Origin of the sequence: Streptomyces hokutonensis (assembly GCF_000376565.1) — a bacterium.
Taxonomy (GTDB): domain Bacteria; phylum Actinomycetota; class Actinomycetes; order Streptomycetales; family Streptomycetaceae; genus Streptomyces; species Streptomyces hokutonensis.
Map to the genome: position 1 here is coordinate 23,491 of NZ_BARG01000089.1, position 16,968 is coordinate 40,458.

Consider the following 16,968-nt stretch of genomic DNA (forward strand, 5'->3'; position numbering starts at 1 on the left):
GCTCGCGGGCCGGGGCTCAGGCGGGTCGCGCGGAGGCGTGAGGCGGCTCGGGGGCCGGAGTTGGGGTGGTCGCGGGTGCGTCCGGTGCTCGTCGTACACCTGACTCCGGCCGCCCGGACAGTCATACTGACGGCGGGCGGCCCACACCTCGTGCGCCCGCCCTCGGGTACAGCCGCACCCGCGCCTCCCACTCGTCCCCCTGTCTGTGCCGTTGACCAGGATCCGGAGCCCGTGGCATGACCGTCTGCCTGCTCCTGCTGAGCGTCGTCGCCCTCTCGGCCGCCGTGCCGGTTCCGCGCGCGCTGACCCGGGCCGGGTGGCCCGAGCGGGAACCCGTGGTCGGCCTGTGGGTGTGGCAGTGCCTGGTCGCCACGGTCCTGCTGTGCTGTCTGGGCGCCCTCGTGCTCGGCGCGGCGGCCGTCTTCCACACCGTCCGCGACCATGTCTTCGCCCCGGCCCCGCCCGCCGTCACCGCGGCCTACGACCTCTCCGCCGCCCCGGTCTGGGCGGTCGCCCTCACGCTGTCCCTCGCCTGCGGCGCCGCCTGGACGACAGCGATGCTGGCCCGCGAACTCGCCGAGGCCCGGCGCCGGCGCGGTCAGGCCCGCGCGCATCTGCGGGAGCGCGCCCCCGACCTGCCCGCCGGGCTGCCCCCGGCGCGCGGCCCGCTCCTCGTCCTGGAGGACGAGTACCCGGACGCCTGGTGGATGCCGGGCCATCCACCCCAACTGGTCGTCACCACGGGCGCCCTGCACCGCCTCACCGGCCACCAGCTCGACGCGGTCCTCACCCACGAACGCGGCCACGCCCGCGCCCACCACGACTGGCTGCTGCACCTGTCGACCGCGCTGGCCTCCGGTTTCCCGCGCGTCCCGCTGTTCGCCCACTTCTGCGACCAGACCCACCGCCTGGTGGAACTCGCCGCGGACGACACGGCGTCCCGCCAATGCGGCCACCTCACCACCGCACTGGCCCTGATCGAACTCAACAACCACCGCGGCGTCCTCTCCTGCGCCTCCAGCCACCGCCTCCTCGGCGAACGAGTCGACCGCCTCCTGGACCCCCGCCCCCGCCTGGGCCGCCGCCGCCGAGCCCTGACGACGACGGTGGCGACACTGGTCCCGCTGCTGCCGCTCTTGATCGTGTTCGCGCCGGGGCTGACGGCGCTGGGGTGAGGGCGCGGAGGCGCGGGCACTGCGTCGGCGACCGTGGGCCGACGACCGTGAGCTGATCGCCCCGGCCGGCGACCATGAGCCGGCGAACGTGGCAGATGTCCCCCATCTGTCACCATCCGCCCAGCTCAGCCGCCCCGCCGCCGGAGGCCCCGGTGGCGCAACACTCCCGCAACACTCTGTTCCCTACCGGCTCGCTATGGTTCGAAACATGCCACCCACGGACCGCATCCGCGACCACGCCGGACAGGGCGCGACCACCGTCGCCGCCCACCGCGCGCGGCGTCGGCTGCGTGCCGACCAGGCCCGGCAGCTCGCCGATCTGCTGCGCCACGAGCTGCTGGCCGACGGCTTCCCGGACGGCACGCTCCCGCACGAGAGCATCCTCGCCACGGAGTACGGCGCCTCCCGCAACACGGTCCGCCAGGCCCTGGACCTGCTCCGCGCGGAAGGGCTCGTCGACCGGCTGCCCGGCGTGGGCACGGTCGTCGTCGCGCGGAAGTACCCGCACGGCCTCGACCGGCTGATGGGCCTCGCGGAGACCCTGCGCGAACACGGCCAAGTCACCAACGAGGTCCGCACCATGGGCCCCGCCCCGGCACCGGCCCCGGTCGCCGAACGACTCCGCGTCCAGCCCGGCACCGACGTCCTCTACATCGAACGCCTGCGCCGCCTGAACGGCATCCCCCTCTCCCTCGACCTCACCTACCTCCCGCTCGACATCGGCACCACGCTGCTCGACGCCGACCTGGAGAACACCGACGTCTTCCGCCTCCTGGAGTCCGTCACCGGACAAGGCCTCGGCCACGCCGAGATCACTCTGGAGGCCGTCAACGCGGACGCGCACTCCGCCGCCGTACTCGAAGCCCCGCGCGGCGCGGCCGTCCTGATGCTGGAACGCCTCACCCACCTCGCCGACGGCCGCCCGGTCGACCTGGAGTTCATCCGCTTCCGCGGCGACCGCATCACCATGAGCGGCCTGCTGCACCGCTCCCTCTGAACTCGACCTCCTGCCTGTACCTCCCTGGAGACAGCCATGCCCTTGGCGCCCCAGCGGGCCGACGTGCCCGTGACCATCGACGAGTCGAAGTGCATCGACGGCTGCACCCTGTGCGTCGACATGTGCCCGCTGGACTCCCTGGCCATCGACGAGAGCAACGGCAAGGCCTACATGCACGTCGACGAGTGCTGGTACTGCGGCCCGTGCGCGGCCCGCTGTCCCACCGGAGCCGTCACGGTCAACATGCCCTATCTGCTCCGGTGAGAGGCCCGAACCCCCATGAAACGCACGGCAGTTGCCCTGACCGCGGTCGCCCTGCTGCTGACCCTGTCCGGCTGCGGCGGCAGCGCGGAGGCCGGTAGCGCCTCGACGATCACGGTCACCGTCGGCTACCAGTCCAAGACCATCAACACCGTCACCGCCGGCACCCTCCTGCGCTCCCTCGGCTACTTCGAACAGCAGCTGAACGCCCTGCACGACGGCCACACCTACAAGGTCGCCTGGCAGGACTACGCGACCGGCGCCCCCATCACCGCGCAGATGACCGCCGGGAAGATCGACATCGGCTCGATGGGCGACTTCCCGCTCCTCATCAACGCGGCCCGCGGCAAACAGCTCGGCCAACCCACCCGGCTCGTCTCGGTCACCGGCTACAACCTGCGCGGCGGCCTCAACACCATTGTCACCGCGCCGAGTTCGAAGCTCACCTCCCTCCAGGACCTCAAGGGCAAGAAGGTCTCCACGAGCGTCGGCTCCGCCGCCGACGGCACCCTCGTCCGCGCCCTGCAACGCGCCGGCATCGACCCCGACAAGGGCATCGAGAAGCTCAACCAGCAGCCCGCGGTGGGCGCTTCGGCCCTCACGGCGGGCAGCGCGGACGCGCTCTCCCAGTTCGTCGCCTGGCCCGGCCTGCTCGCCTACCAGGGCCGCGCGAAAGCCCTCTACGACGGTGCCCAACTCGACCTCCCCACCTTCCACGGCGTCACCGCCCGCGAGAACTTCGCGAAGCAACACCCCTCCGTACTCGACGCGTTCCTCAAGGCCCAGGCCCGTGCGACCGACTACCTCACCGCCCACCCGGTGACCGCCGCCGAGAAGGTCGCCAAGGCCACCGGCCTGCCCGCCGAGGTCGTGTACCTCTACAACGGCGCCCACGGCATCGCCACCTTCGACCCGGCCCTCAAGCCCCAACTGGTCTCCGCCCTCAAGCAGGACGTCTCGGTCCTGAAGTCGGCGAAGCTCGTCGGAGACGTCGACGTCGACTCCTTCGTGGACGACCAGTACGTGAAGCAGGCCTTGGGCGCGACGGCCTACGCCACGCAACTCGCCGCGAAGCCACCGACCGCCGCGAGCGAGGTGTGGCCCAAGGGCTCCGAGAAGACCCTCAGCTTCAAGTCCCCTTCTCAGCTGCTGAGTTACGTCTCGGCGCACCGCACCGGCATCCGTGCCGCCTACGTCCCCGACGCCACCACCGGCACGCTGTGGTTCGCCGACAAGGCGGTGTGGGTGAGCGACGGCGCGGAGTTGCTGCCGTTCGTGACCCCGGCGACCGCGCAGGCCTACGTCACCGCGCACGGGGGTGCGCGCGTCGTGACGTACGCCGAAGCCCTGGAGCAGGCGTCGTGACCCGGTATCCACGGCGGGCGGGCCGCTACGCGCTCCGGCTCGGCTCGCTGGCCGCCGCCCTCGGTGTCTGGCAGTTGCTGACCAGCCTCAACGTCGACCTGTGGCTGCGCTTCTCGCAGTTCCCCACGGTCGCCGACGTGGCCCGTGCCTTCGCCGACCGGGTCACCGGCGACGACTACTGGACCGACCTCACCGACAGCCTCACCCGCATCCTCAGCGGCTTCGCCCTCGCGGCCGTCCTGGGCGTCGCGGCGGGCGTGCTCGTGGCCCGCTCCCGGCTCGCCGAGGACCTGCTCGGCCCGCTCGTCGAGGTCCTGCGCCCGATCCCCGCGATCGCCCTGGTCCCCGTCGCGATCCTCCTCTTCCCCTCCAACGAACAGGGCATCGTCTTCATCACCTGCACGGCCGCCTTCTTCCCCGTCCTGGTCTCCACCCGCCACGCCGTCCGCGCGCTGACTCCCGTGTGGGAGGAGGCGGTTCGCACGATGGGCGGCGGCCGGTGGCGGGTCCTGCTCTCGGTGGTCCTGCCGGGCGCGCTGCCCGGCATCTTCGGCGGCCTGTCGGTCGGCATCGGCGTCTCGTGGATCTGCGTGATCTCCGCCGAGATGATCTCCGGCCAGTACGGCGTCGGTTACCGCACCTGGCAGGACTACACGGTCGTCGACTACCCGGGCGTCTTCGTCGGCATGGTCACCATCGGCCTCCTCGGCTGGCTCACGTCCACGGCCGTGGAACTCCTCGGCCGCCGCCTCACCCACTGGCTGCCCCGCACGTCGTACGTCCCGGTGGGCCGCGCCCCGCGCCGGACGAGCGGCGCCGCACCTGCCGTACCGGCGAACCCCACACCCCAGGAGGGCGTGCCCCATGAACAGCTCGTCTGAGGTCCGATCCCTTTCCGGGACGGACCGCGGGCCCAGGGCGAGTGCCGACTCCGAACCCGAGGTGACCGCCGGCTCCGAACCCGAGGTGACCGCCGGCTCCGAACCCGAGGTGGCCGCCGGCTCCGAACCCGAGGTGACCGCCGGCTCCGGGGGCGAGGTGACCTCCGACTCCGGGGGCGAGGTGAGGACCGTCTCCGAACCCGAGGTGACCTCCGACTCCGGGGGCGAGGTGACCTCCGACTCCGGGGGCGAGGCAAGGGCCGTCTCCCGGGGCGAGTTGGGCGCCGATGTGGGACTCAATGCCCGGACCGCCCCGGGGACCGACGACCCGACCGATGCCCGAACCACGCCCGGGACCCACAACCCGACCGGCGCCCGGACCACCCCCGGAACCGACACCCCGACCGCCCCGCAGCCCGGCCCCCGGGTCAACTCCCGTACCGGCGCTGCACTCGCGCTGCGCGACGCCGCCCTCGGCCGCCCCGGCGCCCCCGTCCTGGACGGCGTCGACCTCGACGTCTCCCCCGGCGAGATCCTCACCGTCGTCGGCCCCTCGGGCTGCGGCAAGTCGACGCTGCTCCGTACGCTCGCCGGCCTACTGCACCCGCTGTCCGGTGAGGTCACCCAGGACCGGCGCCCGCTGACCGGCCCCGGCGCCGACCGCGCCCTCATCTTCCAGGACGACGCCCTCCTGCCCTGGCGCAGCCTGCGCGCCAACGTCGAACTCCCGCTGGCCATCAAGAAGTTGCCGCGCGCCGAGCGCAGGACCCAGGCCGAGGCCTGGCTCGACCGGGTCGGACTCGCCGCGCAGACACGGCAGTTGCCCCACCGCGTCTCCGGCGGACAACGCCAGCGCGCCCAACTGGCCCGCGCCCTCGCCGGAACCCCGCGCGCCGTCCTCATGGACGAACCCTTCGGCGCCCTCGACGCCCAGACCCGCGCCGGCATGCAGGACCTGCTGGTCGAGGTGTTGCGCGGCACGGGCGCGACGGTCGTCTTCGTCACCCACGACGTGGACGAGGCCCTGTACCTCGGCGACCGCGTCGCCCTCCTCGGCGCCGGCCGGCTCGTCGCCGTACGCGAGGTGCCGCGTCCACGGGACCGTGCCGCGCACGACGATCCCGCGCGCGCGGCGCTGCGTCGCGACGTCCTGACCTCGCTCGGTTCCTGAAAGGCCCCCTGGTGACCACCTCCGTGCACACGCCCCCGGAGATCCCCTCGCTCGCCGAGGCCGAAGAGCTGACCTGCGACGTCCTGGTCATCGGCGGCGGCACGGCCGGCACGATGGCGGCCCTGACCGCCGCCGAGCACGGCGCGAACGTCCTCCTCCTGGAGAAGGCGCACGTCCGCCACTCCGGCGCGCTCGCCATGGGCATGGACGGCGTCAACAACGCGGTCATCCCCGGCCGCGCCGAGCCCGACGACTACGTCGCCGAGATCACCCGCGCCAACGACGGCATCGTCGACCAGTCCACCGTCCGCCAGACCGCCACCCGCGGCTTCGCGATGGTGCAGCGCCTCGAGTCGTACGGTGTGAAGTTCGAGAAGGACGAGCACGGCGAGTACGCGGTCCGCCAGGTCCACCGCTCCGGCTCCTACGTGCTGCCGATGCCGGAGGGCAAGGACGTCAAGAAGGTCCTGTACCGGCAACTGCGGCGGCGCGAGATGCGGGAGCGGATCCGCATCGAGAACCGGGTGATGCCGGTACGCGTACTCACCGCCGACGGGCGCGCGGTGGGCGCGGCGGGCTTCAACACCCGTACCGGCGGCTTCGTTTCCGTCCGCGCGGGCGCCGTGATCCTCGCGACGGGCGCCTGCGGGCGGCTGGGCCTGCCCGCCTCCGGCTACCTGTACGGCACGTACGAGAACCCCACGAACGCGGGCGATGGCTACGCGATGGCGTACCACGCGGGCGCCGAACTCACCGGCATCGAGTGCTTCCAGATCAACCCGCTGATCAAGGACTACAACGGCCCGGCCTGCGCCTACGTCGCCAACCCCTTCGGCGGCTACCAGGTCAACCGGCACGGCGAACGCTTCGTCGACTCCGACTACTGGTCCGGCCAGATGATGGCCGAGTTCGCGGCGGAGGTGGCGTCCGACCGCGGACCCGTGTACCTGAAGCTGAGCCACCTCCCGGAGGAGTCGATCTCCGCCCTGGAGTCGATCCTCCACTCGACGGAGCGGCCCACCCGAGGCACCTTCCACGAAGGCCGCGGCCACGACTACCGCACCCACGACGTCGAGATGCACATCTCCGAGATCGGCCTCTGCGGCGGCCATTCGGCCTCGGGCGTACGGGTCGACGACCACGCCCGTACGACCGTCCCCCGCCTCTACGCCGCCGGTGACCTCGCCTGCGTCCCGCACAACTACATGATCGGCGCATTCGTCTTCGGCGACCTCGCGGGCGCGGACGCGGCCCAATACACCGCGTACGAGGGCGAGTTGCCGCTGTCCCAGCTCCGTGACGCGCACGAGCTGATCTACCGCCCGCTGCGCAACCCGGACGGCCCGCCGCAGCCCCAGGTCGAGTACAAGCTGCGCCGCTTCGTGAACGACTACGTGGCCCCGCCGAAGTCCGGCGCCCGGCTGTCCCTCGCCCTGGAGGCGTTCGAGCGGATGCGCGCGGACATCGCCGAGATGGGCGCCCGCACCCCGCACGAACTGATGCGCTGCGCCGAGGTCTCCTTCATCCGCGACTGCGCGGAGATGGCGGCCCGCGCCTCCCTGGCCCGCACGGAGTCCCGCTGGGGCCTCTACCACGACCGCCTCGACCATCCCGCTCGCGACGACGTCTCCTGGTTCCACCACCTCGACCTGCACAAGTCCCCCTCCGGTGCGATGGAGTTCACGGCCCGACCCGTGGCCCCCTACCTGGTCCCGATCGAGGACTTCACCCCGACCGGCGGCCCCTCCCGCCGACTCGGCGAGGTACATCCCGAGAACGTGGCCACGGCGGGCTCCCGCGACACGGCCCCGCTGGTGTCCCCGACGGAGCTGCCCGAGGAGCGCGCCGCGGACATCCCCACGACCACAACTCCCGCCCCCGGTACGGCTCCAGCAGCCCACGCCACCGTTTCGGCTCCGGCTCCGGCTCCCGCTCCCGCTCCCGCTCCCGCTCCCGGCCAGTCCTCCTCCCGTCTCCTCGAACTCGTCGCCCTCGCCGAGGAAGAGCCCGAACTCGACGCCCTGCTCCCCTACTTGACCGACTCGGCCCCGTCCGTCCGCCGCGAGGCGATCACCGTCCTGACGGAGACCCTCCCGCCCGGCACTGGCCCCGCCCTCGCCGAAGCCCTCCGCGACCCCGCCGCCGAAGTCCGCACGGCCGCCGCGGCCTCCCTGCGCGAACTCGTCGAGACACTGCCCCCTTCCCCCGCCCTCCGCGACGGCCTCGCCGCCGCTCTGACCGAGCCCGACCCCGTGGTCCGCGCCGCCGCCCTCGACGTACTGCGCGCGCTGCACCTCGGCGACGCGGAACTGTTCGCCCGCTCCCTGACCGACCCCGACACCACCGTCCGCATCGAGGCCGTCCGCGCCCTGGTCTCGGTCGACGCCACCGCCGAGCTCGCCCAGGCAGCACCGTCGGACCCGTCCCGCGAGGTCCGCGTCACCTTCACCAAGGCGCTGGGGACGGTGGCGGCGGGGCGGTTGGGCGACACCGGGCTGGTGGCCTCCGGGCCGGGAACGGGTTCCGGGCCGGGAACGGGTTCCGAGGCGGGAGCGGGTTCCGAGGCGGGAACAGGTTCCGAAGCGGGAACAGGTTCCGTCACCGGCGGGACCGGCGCACCCCTCGCCGGCACGTCAACCGACCGCGCCCCCGGGACCGCACCCGCGAACCCCGCCGCACCGCACGGCCAGGACAACGCGGCCCTCGGCGCCCTCGCCACCCTCACCGACGACCCCGACCCCCTGGTCCGCGCCGCCGCCTACGGCGCCCTGGGCACCACCGGTTGCCCGGCCCCCCTCGCGACCCGTGCCGTCGCCGCCCTGGCCGACCCCGCCTGGCAGGTCCGGGCCGGTGCCGCGACCGCGCTGTCCGCCGCCGCCCCCGACACCTCGGTCCCGGCCCTGGCCAAGACCCTGGCCGACCCGAACGCCGACGTACGCAAGGCGGCCGTCCTCGCCCTGACCCGGCACCGCACCACCGACGCCCGCGCGGCCCTCGCCACGGCGACCACCGACTCGGACGCGGACGTCAGGGCGTACGCGACCCGCGCGCTGTAGGGGCCTCCCCTACAGGCCAGCCCCTTATATCCAGTCCTCGGGCTCCGGCTCCGCGTCCATCTCGGGCCAGTAGTCCGCGCCGGGGTCCACATCCTTCGCCGCCCGACCCGTCGCGGGTGCCGCCTGCACCGGCACCTGCGCCGCGGCCGGAGTCACAGCCGGCGCCCCGCCCAACTCCGCCAGCACCCCGATCACACCCTCCCCGTACGTCGCCAGCTTCTTCTCGCCGACCCCGCTGATCTCCCCCAACTGCCCCACCGAGGTGGGCCACACCGTCGCGATCTCCCGAAGCGTGGCGTCATGGAAGATGACGTACGCCGGAACCCCCTGCTCCCGGGCCTGCTCCGCACGCCAGGCGCGCAGTGCCTCGAAGGCGGGCTGCAACGACTCGGGCAACTCCACCGCCGCGGCCTTCGCCTTGCGCTCACCCCGACCGGAGGACGACGACCGCGAGGCCGCCGGCTTCTTCGGCTCCTTGCGCAGCGGCACCTCCCGCTCGCGCCGCAGCACGGTGCCGCTCGCCTCGGTGAGCACCAGCGTGCCGTACTCCCCCTCGACCGCGAGCAGCCCCTGTGCCAGCAACTGCCGTACGACGCCCCGCCATTCGCCCTCGGCCAGGTCCTCGCCGATGCCGAACACGGAGAGCTGGTCGTGGTCGAACTGGATCACCTTGGCCGTGCGGCGCCCCATGAGGATGTCGACGATCTGCACCGCGCCGAACTTCTGGCCCCGCTCCCGCTGCAGCCGCACCACCGTCGACAGCACCTTCTGCGCGGCGACCGTGCCGTCCCAGGTCTCCGGCGGGGTGAGGCAGGTGTCGCAGTTGCCGCAGGCCGCCGTGTCCGGGTCCTGCCCGAAGTAGGCGAGCAGTTGGCCGCGCCGGCACTGTGCGGTCTCGCAGAGCGCGAGCATGGCCTCCAGGTGGGCGGCGGCGCGGCGGCGGAACGCCTCGTCGCCCTCGCTGGACTGGATCATCTTCCGTTGCTGTATGACGTCGTTCAGGCCGTACGCCATCCAGGCCGTGGAGGGCATTCCGTCGCGCCCGGCGCGGCCCGTCTCCTGGTAGTAGCCCTCGACGGACTTGGGCAGGTCGAGGTGGGCGACGAACCGTACGTCCGGCTTGTCGATGCCCATGCCGAAGGCGATGGTCGCGACGACGATCAGCCCGTCCTCGCGCAGGAACCGGGACTGGTGTGCCGCGCGGGTGCCCGAGTCGAGGCCCGCGTGGTACGGCACCGCCTCGATGCCGTTGCGGGACAGGAACTCGGCGGTCGCCTCGACGGACTTGCGCGAGAGGCAGTACACGATGCCCGCGTCGCCCGCGTGCTCCTCGCGCAGGAAGCTCAGCAACTGCTTCTTGGGGTCGGCCTTCGGGACGATCCGGTACTGGATGTTGGGCCGGTCGAAGCTGGCCACGAAGTGCCGGGCGTCCGGCATCTTCAGCCGCTGGGTGATCTCCTTGTGCGTGGCGTCCGTGGCCGTCGCCGTGAGGGCGATCCTCGGGACGTCCGGCCAGCGCTCGCCCAGGAGCGAGAGGGAGAGATAGTCCGGTCGGAAGTCGTGGCCCCACGAGGACACACAGTGCGCCTCGTCGATCGCAAACACCGAGATCTTGCCGCGCGAGAGCAGGTCCAGGGTGGAGTCGAGCCGCAGCCGCTCCGGCGCGAGATAGATGAGGTCCAGCTCGCCGGCGAGGAACTCGGCCTCGACCACACGCCGCTCGTCGAAGTCCTGCGTCGAGTTCATGAACCCTGCGCGCACACCCAGCGCCCGCAGCGCGTCCACCTGGTCCTGCATCAGCGCGATGAGTGGGGAGACGACAACGCCCGTACCGGGTCTGACCAGGGACGGAATCTGGTAGCACAGCGACTTGCCGCCGCCGGTCGGCATGAGCACCACGGCGTCGCCGCCGGCCACCACATGCTCGATGACCTCTTCCTGCGCGCCGCGGAAGCTGTCGTAGCCGAAGACGCGGTGGAGCGTGGCCAGTGCCTCGCTCTCGCCGTGTGCCGTCGGCGTCCGTACTTCGGTCGTCACAACCGTCCCGCCCATCCCGTGCATCGCTCGTCCCCCGTACGTCGTCCCTCGACCACTGCGTCCACGATAGGGCTCCGCGCTGACAGCGTCGGAGTTATCCACAGGCCGGCGGCGGTGACCGGGTGTGGTCAGTCGAATGGCTCCCGTCACATGGCGCGACCGGTGGGGCCGGAACATGCTGCTCGGGCGGGCCGGGGGAGGTCCGCCACGCCACCGAACGGACGGCGCGCCGTGCGCGGACGCCTCCCGAAGTCCAAGGAGCCCCACCATGTTCCCTCGGCCGCTGTCCCCTCGGCCCCCGTCCTCCCGGCCCCTGCGTGGCGCCGTCAAGACCGCCGTAGCGGTGGCGACGGCCGCGGCCTTCGCGCTGACGGCCGCCCCGGCCCATGCCGCGTCCGACCCCGACCCGTCCGTGTGGACCACGCTGAGCAAGACGTACCAGGCCACCTCGAAGTACGGGTACGAGGCGTTCGCCGCGGGCGGCGGCTACGCACGCACCGACACCTGTGTCTCCGACCCGGCCGAGGGCGGCATGGGCTACCACTACGTCAACCCGGCGAACATCGGTTCACTCGATCCGGCGAAACCGGCGGCTCTGCTGTACGCGGACGGGTCCGACTTCGTCGAGGGGCGCCGGCTGGTCGCGGTCGAGTGGGTGGTGAAGGACTCGGGGCAGGCGGCGCCGACGCTGTTCGGGCAGACCTTCCAGAAGGACCAGCTCCCGGGCTACTTCACGCTCCACGCCTGGATCTACGAACCCAACTCCAAGGGCCTGTTCGCCCCCTGGAACCCCGAGGTCGTCTGCCCGAAGGCCTGACCGACCGCACATGCACGAAGGCCCCGGCCCCCACGAGGGGAACCGGGGCCTTCTGCCCGCAATCAGCGGACTCAGCGGACGAAGACCCCCGCCTGGTTCGCCAGGTCCAGGAAGTACTGCGGGGCCACACCGAGGACGAGCGTGGCCGCCACGGCCACCCCGATCGTCGCCATGGTGAGCGGGGACGGGACCGCGACGGTGGGGCCGTCGGGCCTCGGCTCGCTGAAGAACATGAGCACGATCACTCGGATGTAGAAGAACGCCGCGATGGCGGAGGAGAGCACACCGACCACGACCAGCGGGGCCGCGCCGCCGGCCGCCGCCGCCTTGAACACGGCGAACTTCCCGGCGAAGCCGGCCGTCAGCGGAATGCCCGCGAAGGACAGCAGGAATACGGCGAACACCGCCGCGACCAGCGGCGACCTCCGCCCGAGCCCCGCCCACTTCGACAGGTGGGTCGCCTCGCCGCCCGCGTCCCGTACGAGGGTGACGACCGCGAAGGCACCGATCGTCACGAACGAGTACGCGCCCAGGTAGAAGAGCACGGACGAGACGCCGTCCCGGGTGGTCGCGATGACGCCGGCGAGGATGAAGCCCGCGTGCGCGATCGACGAGTACGCCAGGAGCCGTTTGATGTCGGTCTGGGTGATCGCGACGATCGCGCCGCCCAGCATCGTGATGATCGCGACGCCCCACATGACGGGCCGCCAGTCCCAGCGCAGGCCCGGCAGCACGACGTAGAGGAGCCGGAGCAGCGCTCCGAAGGCGGCCACCTTGGTCGCGGCGGCCATGAAGCCGGTGACCGGGGTCGGCGCGCCCTGGTAGACGTCGGGCGTCCACATGTGGAACGGCACCGCGCCCACCTTGAACAGCAGCCCCATGACGATCATCGCGCCGCCGATGAGCAGCAGCGCGTCGTTGCCCATGGTGTCCGCGAGGGCGGGGTTGATGTTGGTGATGGAGCCGTCGACGACCTGCGCGATCGTGGCGTACGACATCGAGCCCGCGTAGCCGTAGAGCAGCGCGATGCCGAAGAGGGTGAACGCGGAGGCGAAGGCGCCGAGGAGGAAGTACTTGACCGCCGCTTCCTGCGACAGGAGCCGCTTGCGGCGGGCCAGGGCGCACAGGAGGTAGAGCGGGAGGGAGAAGACTTCCAGGGCCACGAACAGGGTCAACAGGTCGTTGGCGGACGGGAAGACCAGCATTCCGGAGACCGCGAAGAGCAGGAGCGGGAACACCTCCGTGGTGGTGAACCCGGCCTTGACGGCGGCCTTCTCGCTGTCGCTGCCGGGCACGGACGCGCCCTGCGCGGCGAAGGAGTCGACCCGGTTGCCGTGTGCCTCGGGGTCGAGGCGCCGCTCGGCGAAGGTGAACAGGCCGACGAGGCCGGAGAGCAGGATCACGCCCTGGAGGAACAGGGAGGGTCCGTCGACCGCGATCGCGCCCATCGCCGCGATGTGCGCCTTGGTGGTGCCGTATCCGTCCGCCGCGAGCGCCACGACCGCCGCGAAGGCGGCGCAGAGCGCCACGACGGACACGAACACCTGGGCGTAGTAACGGGACTTGCGCGGGACGAACGCCTCGACCAGTACCCCGATGAGCGCCGCGCCGAGGATGATCAAGGTGGGCGACAACTGCCCGTACTCGATCTTCGGCGTGGGGATCTTCGAGATCGGGTCCGCGCCCGCCGCCGTTGTCCACAGGCTGTGGACGGCTGTTGCGCTCACTTGGCCGCCTCCACCGAGGGCTTGGGATCCTTCTTGTGTACGTCGGACAGGGTCTGCTTGACCGACGGGTTCACGATGTCCGTGACCGGCTTCGGGTAGACGCCCAGGAAGATCAGCAGCACGATCAGCGGGGCGACGACCAGGAGTTCACGCGGTCGCAGGTCCGGCATCGCGGCGACCTCGGGCTTCACCGGGCCGGTCATCGTCCGCTGGTAGAGGACGAGGGTGTAGAGCGCGGCGAGGACGATGCCGAAGGTGGCGATGATCCCGATGGCCGGGTAGCGCGTGAACGTGCCGACCAGGACCAGGAACTCACTCACGAAGGGCGCGAGTCCCGGCAGCGACAGGGTCGCGAGGCTGCCGATCAGGAAGGTGCCGGCGAGCACTGGGGCCACCTTCTGCACCCCTCCGTAGTCGGCGATCAGGCGCGAGCCGCGCCGCGAGATCAGGAAGCCGGCGACCAGCATCAACGCGGCCGTGGAAATGCCGTGGTTGACCATGTAGAGCGTCGCGCCGGACTGGCCCTGACTGGTCATCGCGAAGATGCCCAGGATGATGAACCCGAAGTGCGAGATCGACGCGTACGCCACCAGCCGCTTGATGTCCCGCTGGCCGACCGCGAGCAGCGCCCCGTAGATGATGCTGATCAGGGCGAGCACGAGGATGACGGGCGTCGCCCACTTGCTGGCCTCCGGGAAGAGCTGGAGGCAGAAGCGGAGCATCGCGAAGGTGCCCACCTTGTCGACGACCGCCGTGATGAGCACGGCCACCGGGGCGGTGGACTCCTGCATGGCGTTGGGCAGCCAGGTGTGCAGCGGCCACAGGGGCGCCTTCACCGCGAAGGCGAAGAAGAAGCCCAGGAACAGCCAGCGTTCGGTGTTGGTCGCCATGTGCAGCGTGCCGTTGGCCCGCGCCTGCGCGATCTCCGCGAGCGAGAAGTTCCCGGCCACTACGTAGAGGCCGATCACGGCCGCCAGCATGATGAGTCCGCCGACCAGGTTGTAGAGCAGGAACTTGACGGCCGCGTACGACCGTTGGGTGGCCGCCGCCTCGTCGCCGTGCTCGTGGGCCCGGTCCCCGAAGCCGCCGATGAGGAAGTACATCGGGATCAGCATGGCTTCGAAGAAGATGTAGAAGAGGAAGACGTCGGTGGCCTCGAAGGAGATGATCACCATCGCCTCCACCGCAAGGATGAGGGCGAAGAAGCCCTGGGTGGGCCGCCAGCGCTTGCTGCCGGTCTCCAGGGGGTCGGCGTCGTGCCAGCCGGCCAGGATCACGAACGGGATCAGCAGGGCGGTGAGCGCGATGAGCGCGACCGCGATGCCGTCGACGCCCAGCTCGTAGCGGACTCCGAAGTCGGCGATCCAGGGGTGGGACTCGGTGAGTTGGTAGCGGTCGCCGCCCGGGTCGAAGCGCACCAGGACGACGATGCCCAGCGCGAGCGTCGCCAGCGAGACGAACAGCGCCAGCCATTTCGCGGCGGTGCGCCGGGCGGCCGGGACGGCGGCCGTGGCCACCGCCCCGAGGGCCGGGAGCGCCGCCGTCGCTGTCAGGAGGGGAAAGGACATCGGTATCAGACCGCCCTCATCAGCAGGGTCGCGGCGACGAGGATGGCCGCACCGCCGAACATCGAGACCGCGTACGACCGCGCGTAGCCGTTCTGCAGCTTGCGCAGCCTTCCGGAGAGGCCGCCCATGGAGGCCGCCGTGCCGTTGACGACACCGTCGACCAGGGTGTGGTCGACGTAGACCAGGGAGCGGGTGAGGTGCTCGCCGCCGCGCACCAGGACGACGTGGTTGAAGTCGTCCTGGAGGAGGTCGCGGCGGGCGGCCCGGGTGAGCAGTGAACCGCGCGGGGCGACGGCCGGGACCGGACGGCGCCCGTACTGCGCCCAGGCGATCGCGACGCCGATGACGAGCACCACCATGGTGGCCAGGGTGACCGTGAGGGCGCTGACCGGGGAGTTGCCCTCCTCGTGGCCGGTGACGGGCTCCAGCCAGTGCAGGAAGCGGTCGCCGATGCCGAAGATGCCGCCGGCGAAGACCGATCCGAAGGCCAGCACGATCATCGGGATCGTCATCGTCCTCGGGGACTCGTGCGGGTGCGGCTCGTGGCCGTTCTCGTCGGGCTGCCAGCGCTTCTCCCCGAAGAAGGTCATCAGCATCACGCGCGTCATGTAGAACGCCGTGATGGCCGCGCCCAGCAGGGCCGCGCCGCCGAGGATCCAGCCCTCGGTGCCGCCCTTGGCGAAGGCCGCCTCGATGATCTTGTCCTTGGAGAAGAAGCCGGACAGGCCCGGGAAGCCGATGATGGCGAGGTAGCCGAGGCCGAAGGTGATGAAGGTGACCGGCATGTACTTCCTGAGGCCGCCGTACTTCCTCATGTCGACCTCGTCGTTCATGCCGTGCATGACCGAACCGGCGCCGAGGAAGAGCCCGGCCTTGAAGAAGCCGTGCGTCACCAGGTGCATGATCGCGAAGACGTAGCCGATGGGGCCGAGTCCGGCGGCGAGCACCATGTAGCCGATCTGCGACATCGTCGAGCCGGCGAGGGCCTTCTTGATGTCGTCCTTCGCGCAACCGACGATCGCACCGAAGAGGAGCGTGACGGCACCGACGACGGTGACCACCAACTGCGCGTCCGGTGCCGCGTTGAAGATCGCTCCGGAGCGGACGATCAGGTACACGCCGGCGGTCACCATGGTCGCCGCGTGGATGAGGGCCGAGACCGGGGTCGGGCCCTCCATCGCGTCGCCGAGCCAGGACTGCAGCGGCACCTGGGCGGACTTGCCGCAGGCGGCGAGCAGCAGCATCAGGGCGATGCCGGTGAGCTTGCCCTCGGAGGCGTCGCCGACGTGGCTGAGGACCGGCCCGAAGGCGAAGGTCCCGAACGTCGTGAACATCAGCATGATGGCGATGGACAGGCCCATGTCGCCGACCCGGTTGACCAGGAAGGCCTTCTTCGCGGCGGTGGCCGCGCTGGGCTTGTGCTGCCAGAAGCCGATCAGCAGGTAGGAGGCGAGCCCGACGCCTTCCCAACCGACGTACAGCAGCAGGTAGTTGTCGGCGAGGACGAGGATCAGCATCGCCGCGAGGAACAGGTTCAGATAGCCGAAGAAGCGGCGGCGGCGCTCGTCGTGCTCCATGTACCCGACCGAGTACAGGTGGATGAGCGAGCCGACACCGGTGATCAGCAGGACGAAGGTCATCGACAACTGGTCGAGGCGGAAGGTGACGTCCGCCTGGAAGCCCTCGACGGGGACCCAGGTCCACAGGTGCTGCATGAGCGTCCGGTGCTCGGCGTTCTTCCCCAGCAGGTCGGTGAAGAGGACGACACCGATCACGAAGGAGGCGGACGACAGGAGCGTGCCGATCCAGTGGCCGACGGCATCGAGCCGCCGGCCGCCGCACAGCAGTACGACCGCTCCGAGCAGAGGCGCCGCTACCAGCAGCGCAATCAGGTTCTCCACGATTCAGCGACC

The 16,968-nt window shown here is 71.4% G+C and carries 12 protein-coding genes; 8 read left to right on the forward strand and 4 right to left on the reverse strand.

Translation table 11 applies throughout. The annotated features are described in order from the left end of the window. Positions 1 to 236 precede the first annotated feature (236 nt). The 7 genes from SSP08S_RS45230 to SSP08S_RS45260 all read left to right on the forward strand — a co-directional run bounded on the left by SSP08S_RS45230 (position 237) and on the right by SSP08S_RS45260 (position 8,906). Positions 237 to 1,175 (forward strand): M56 family metallopeptidase, encoded by a 939-nt coding sequence (locus SSP08S_RS45230; protein WP_019074271.1) that lies wholly within the window; start codon positions 237 to 239, stop codon positions 1,173 to 1,175. Between the two features lie 208 nt (positions 1,176 to 1,383). Then, the gene (locus tag SSP08S_RS45235) at positions 1,384 to 2,172 is read left to right on the forward strand and encodes a GntR family transcriptional regulator (RefSeq protein WP_019074272.1); all 789 of its coding nucleotides are present in this window, start codon (positions 1,384 to 1,386) and stop codon (positions 2,170 to 2,172) included. Between the two features lie 36 nt (positions 2,173 to 2,208). After that, on the forward strand, positions 2,209 to 2,436 hold the full coding sequence (locus tag SSP08S_RS45240) for a 4Fe-4S dicluster domain-containing protein (protein ID WP_010986276.1): 228 nt from the start codon (positions 2,209 to 2,211) through the stop codon (positions 2,434 to 2,436). A gap of 15 nt (positions 2,437 to 2,451) precedes the next feature. Beyond that, positions 2,452 to 3,798 carry an ABC transporter substrate-binding protein gene (locus tag SSP08S_RS45245; protein WP_019074273.1) on the forward strand — a complete coding sequence of 449 codons (1,347 nt, stop codon included), beginning with the start codon at positions 2,452 to 2,454 and terminating at the stop codon, positions 3,796 to 3,798. Then, the gene (locus SSP08S_RS45250; protein ID WP_019074274.1) at positions 3,795 to 4,679 is read left to right on the forward strand and encodes an ABC transporter permease; all 885 of its coding nucleotides are present in this window, start codon (positions 3,795 to 3,797) and stop codon (positions 4,677 to 4,679) included. Before SSP08S_RS45245 ends, SSP08S_RS45250 begins: the two co-directional genes overlap by 4 nt. Positions 4,680 to 5,136: 457 nt before the next feature. Next, on the forward strand, positions 5,137 to 5,850 hold the full coding sequence (locus tag SSP08S_RS57230; RefSeq protein ID WP_043260270.1) for an ABC transporter ATP-binding protein: 714 nt from the start codon (positions 5,137 to 5,139) through the stop codon (positions 5,848 to 5,850). Between the two features lie 11 nt (positions 5,851 to 5,861). After that, complete coding sequence (locus SSP08S_RS45260; protein ID WP_019074276.1) at positions 5,862 to 8,906, forward strand: fumarate reductase/succinate dehydrogenase flavoprotein subunit; 3,045 nt, start codon at positions 5,862 to 5,864, stop codon at positions 8,904 to 8,906. Positions 8,907 to 8,930: 24 nt separating this feature from the next. Here the strand turns inward: SSP08S_RS45260 and recQ are convergent, their stop codons facing one another. Then, positions 8,931 to 10,958: a DNA helicase RecQ gene (recQ, locus tag SSP08S_RS45265; protein ID WP_019074277.1), complete on the reverse strand. Its 2,028-nt coding sequence runs from the start codon at positions 10,956 to 10,958 to the stop codon at positions 8,931 to 8,933. Positions 10,959 to 11,211: 253 nt separating this feature from the next. Here recQ and SSP08S_RS45270 point away from each other — a divergent pair, with 253 nt between their 5' ends. Further along, complete coding sequence (locus SSP08S_RS45270) at positions 11,212 to 11,760, forward strand: hypothetical protein (protein WP_019074278.1); 549 nt, start codon at positions 11,212 to 11,214, stop codon at positions 11,758 to 11,760. 71 nt (positions 11,761 to 11,831) lie between these two features. On the opposite strand, the gene nuoN is transcribed toward SSP08S_RS45270, so the two are convergent. Genes nuoN through nuoL form a run of 3 tightly spaced genes read right to left on the reverse strand, consistent with a single transcriptional unit; the run spans position 11,832 to position 16,956 of the window. Next, positions 11,832 to 13,487, reverse strand: a complete 1,656-nt coding sequence (gene nuoN, locus SSP08S_RS45275; RefSeq protein WP_019074279.1) for an NADH-quinone oxidoreductase subunit NuoN — start codon at positions 13,485 to 13,487, stop codon at positions 11,832 to 11,834. Continuing rightward, positions 13,484 to 15,055, reverse strand: coding sequence for an NADH-quinone oxidoreductase subunit M (locus tag SSP08S_RS45280; RefSeq protein WP_019074280.1), 1,572 nt, complete (start codon positions 15,053 to 15,055; stop codon positions 13,484 to 13,486). Before SSP08S_RS45280 ends, nuoN begins: the two co-directional genes overlap by 4 nt. 5 nt (positions 15,056 to 15,060) lie before the next feature. Then, on the reverse strand, positions 15,061 to 16,956 hold the full coding sequence (gene nuoL / locus SSP08S_RS45285; protein WP_019074281.1) for an NADH-quinone oxidoreductase subunit L: 1,896 nt from the start codon (positions 16,954 to 16,956) through the stop codon (positions 15,061 to 15,063). Positions 16,957 to 16,968 lie beyond the last annotated feature (12 nt).

Coding starts and splice junctions, on each gene's coding strand:
- recQ (WP_019074277.1), bottom strand. CDS start 10,958: ATGGGCGGGACGGTTGTGACGACCGAAGTACGGACGCCGACGGCACAC.
- SSP08S_RS45280 (WP_019074280.1), bottom strand. CDS start 15,055: ATGTCCTTTCCCCTCCTGACAGCGACGGCGGCGCTCCCGGCCCTCGGG.
- SSP08S_RS45240 (WP_010986276.1), top strand. CDS start 2,209: ATGCCCTTGGCGCCCCAGCGGGCCGACGTGCCCGTGACCATCGACGAG.
- SSP08S_RS45270 (WP_019074278.1), top strand. CDS start 11,212: ATGTTCCCTCGGCCGCTGTCCCCTCGGCCCCCGTCCTCCCGGCCCCTG.
- SSP08S_RS45235 (WP_019074272.1), top strand. CDS start 1,384: ATGCCACCCACGGACCGCATCCGCGACCACGCCGGACAGGGCGCGACC.
- SSP08S_RS45245 (WP_019074273.1), top strand. CDS start 2,452: ATGAAACGCACGGCAGTTGCCCTGACCGCGGTCGCCCTGCTGCTGACC.
- SSP08S_RS45230 (WP_019074271.1), top strand. CDS start 237: ATGACCGTCTGCCTGCTCCTGCTGAGCGTCGTCGCCCTCTCGGCCGCC.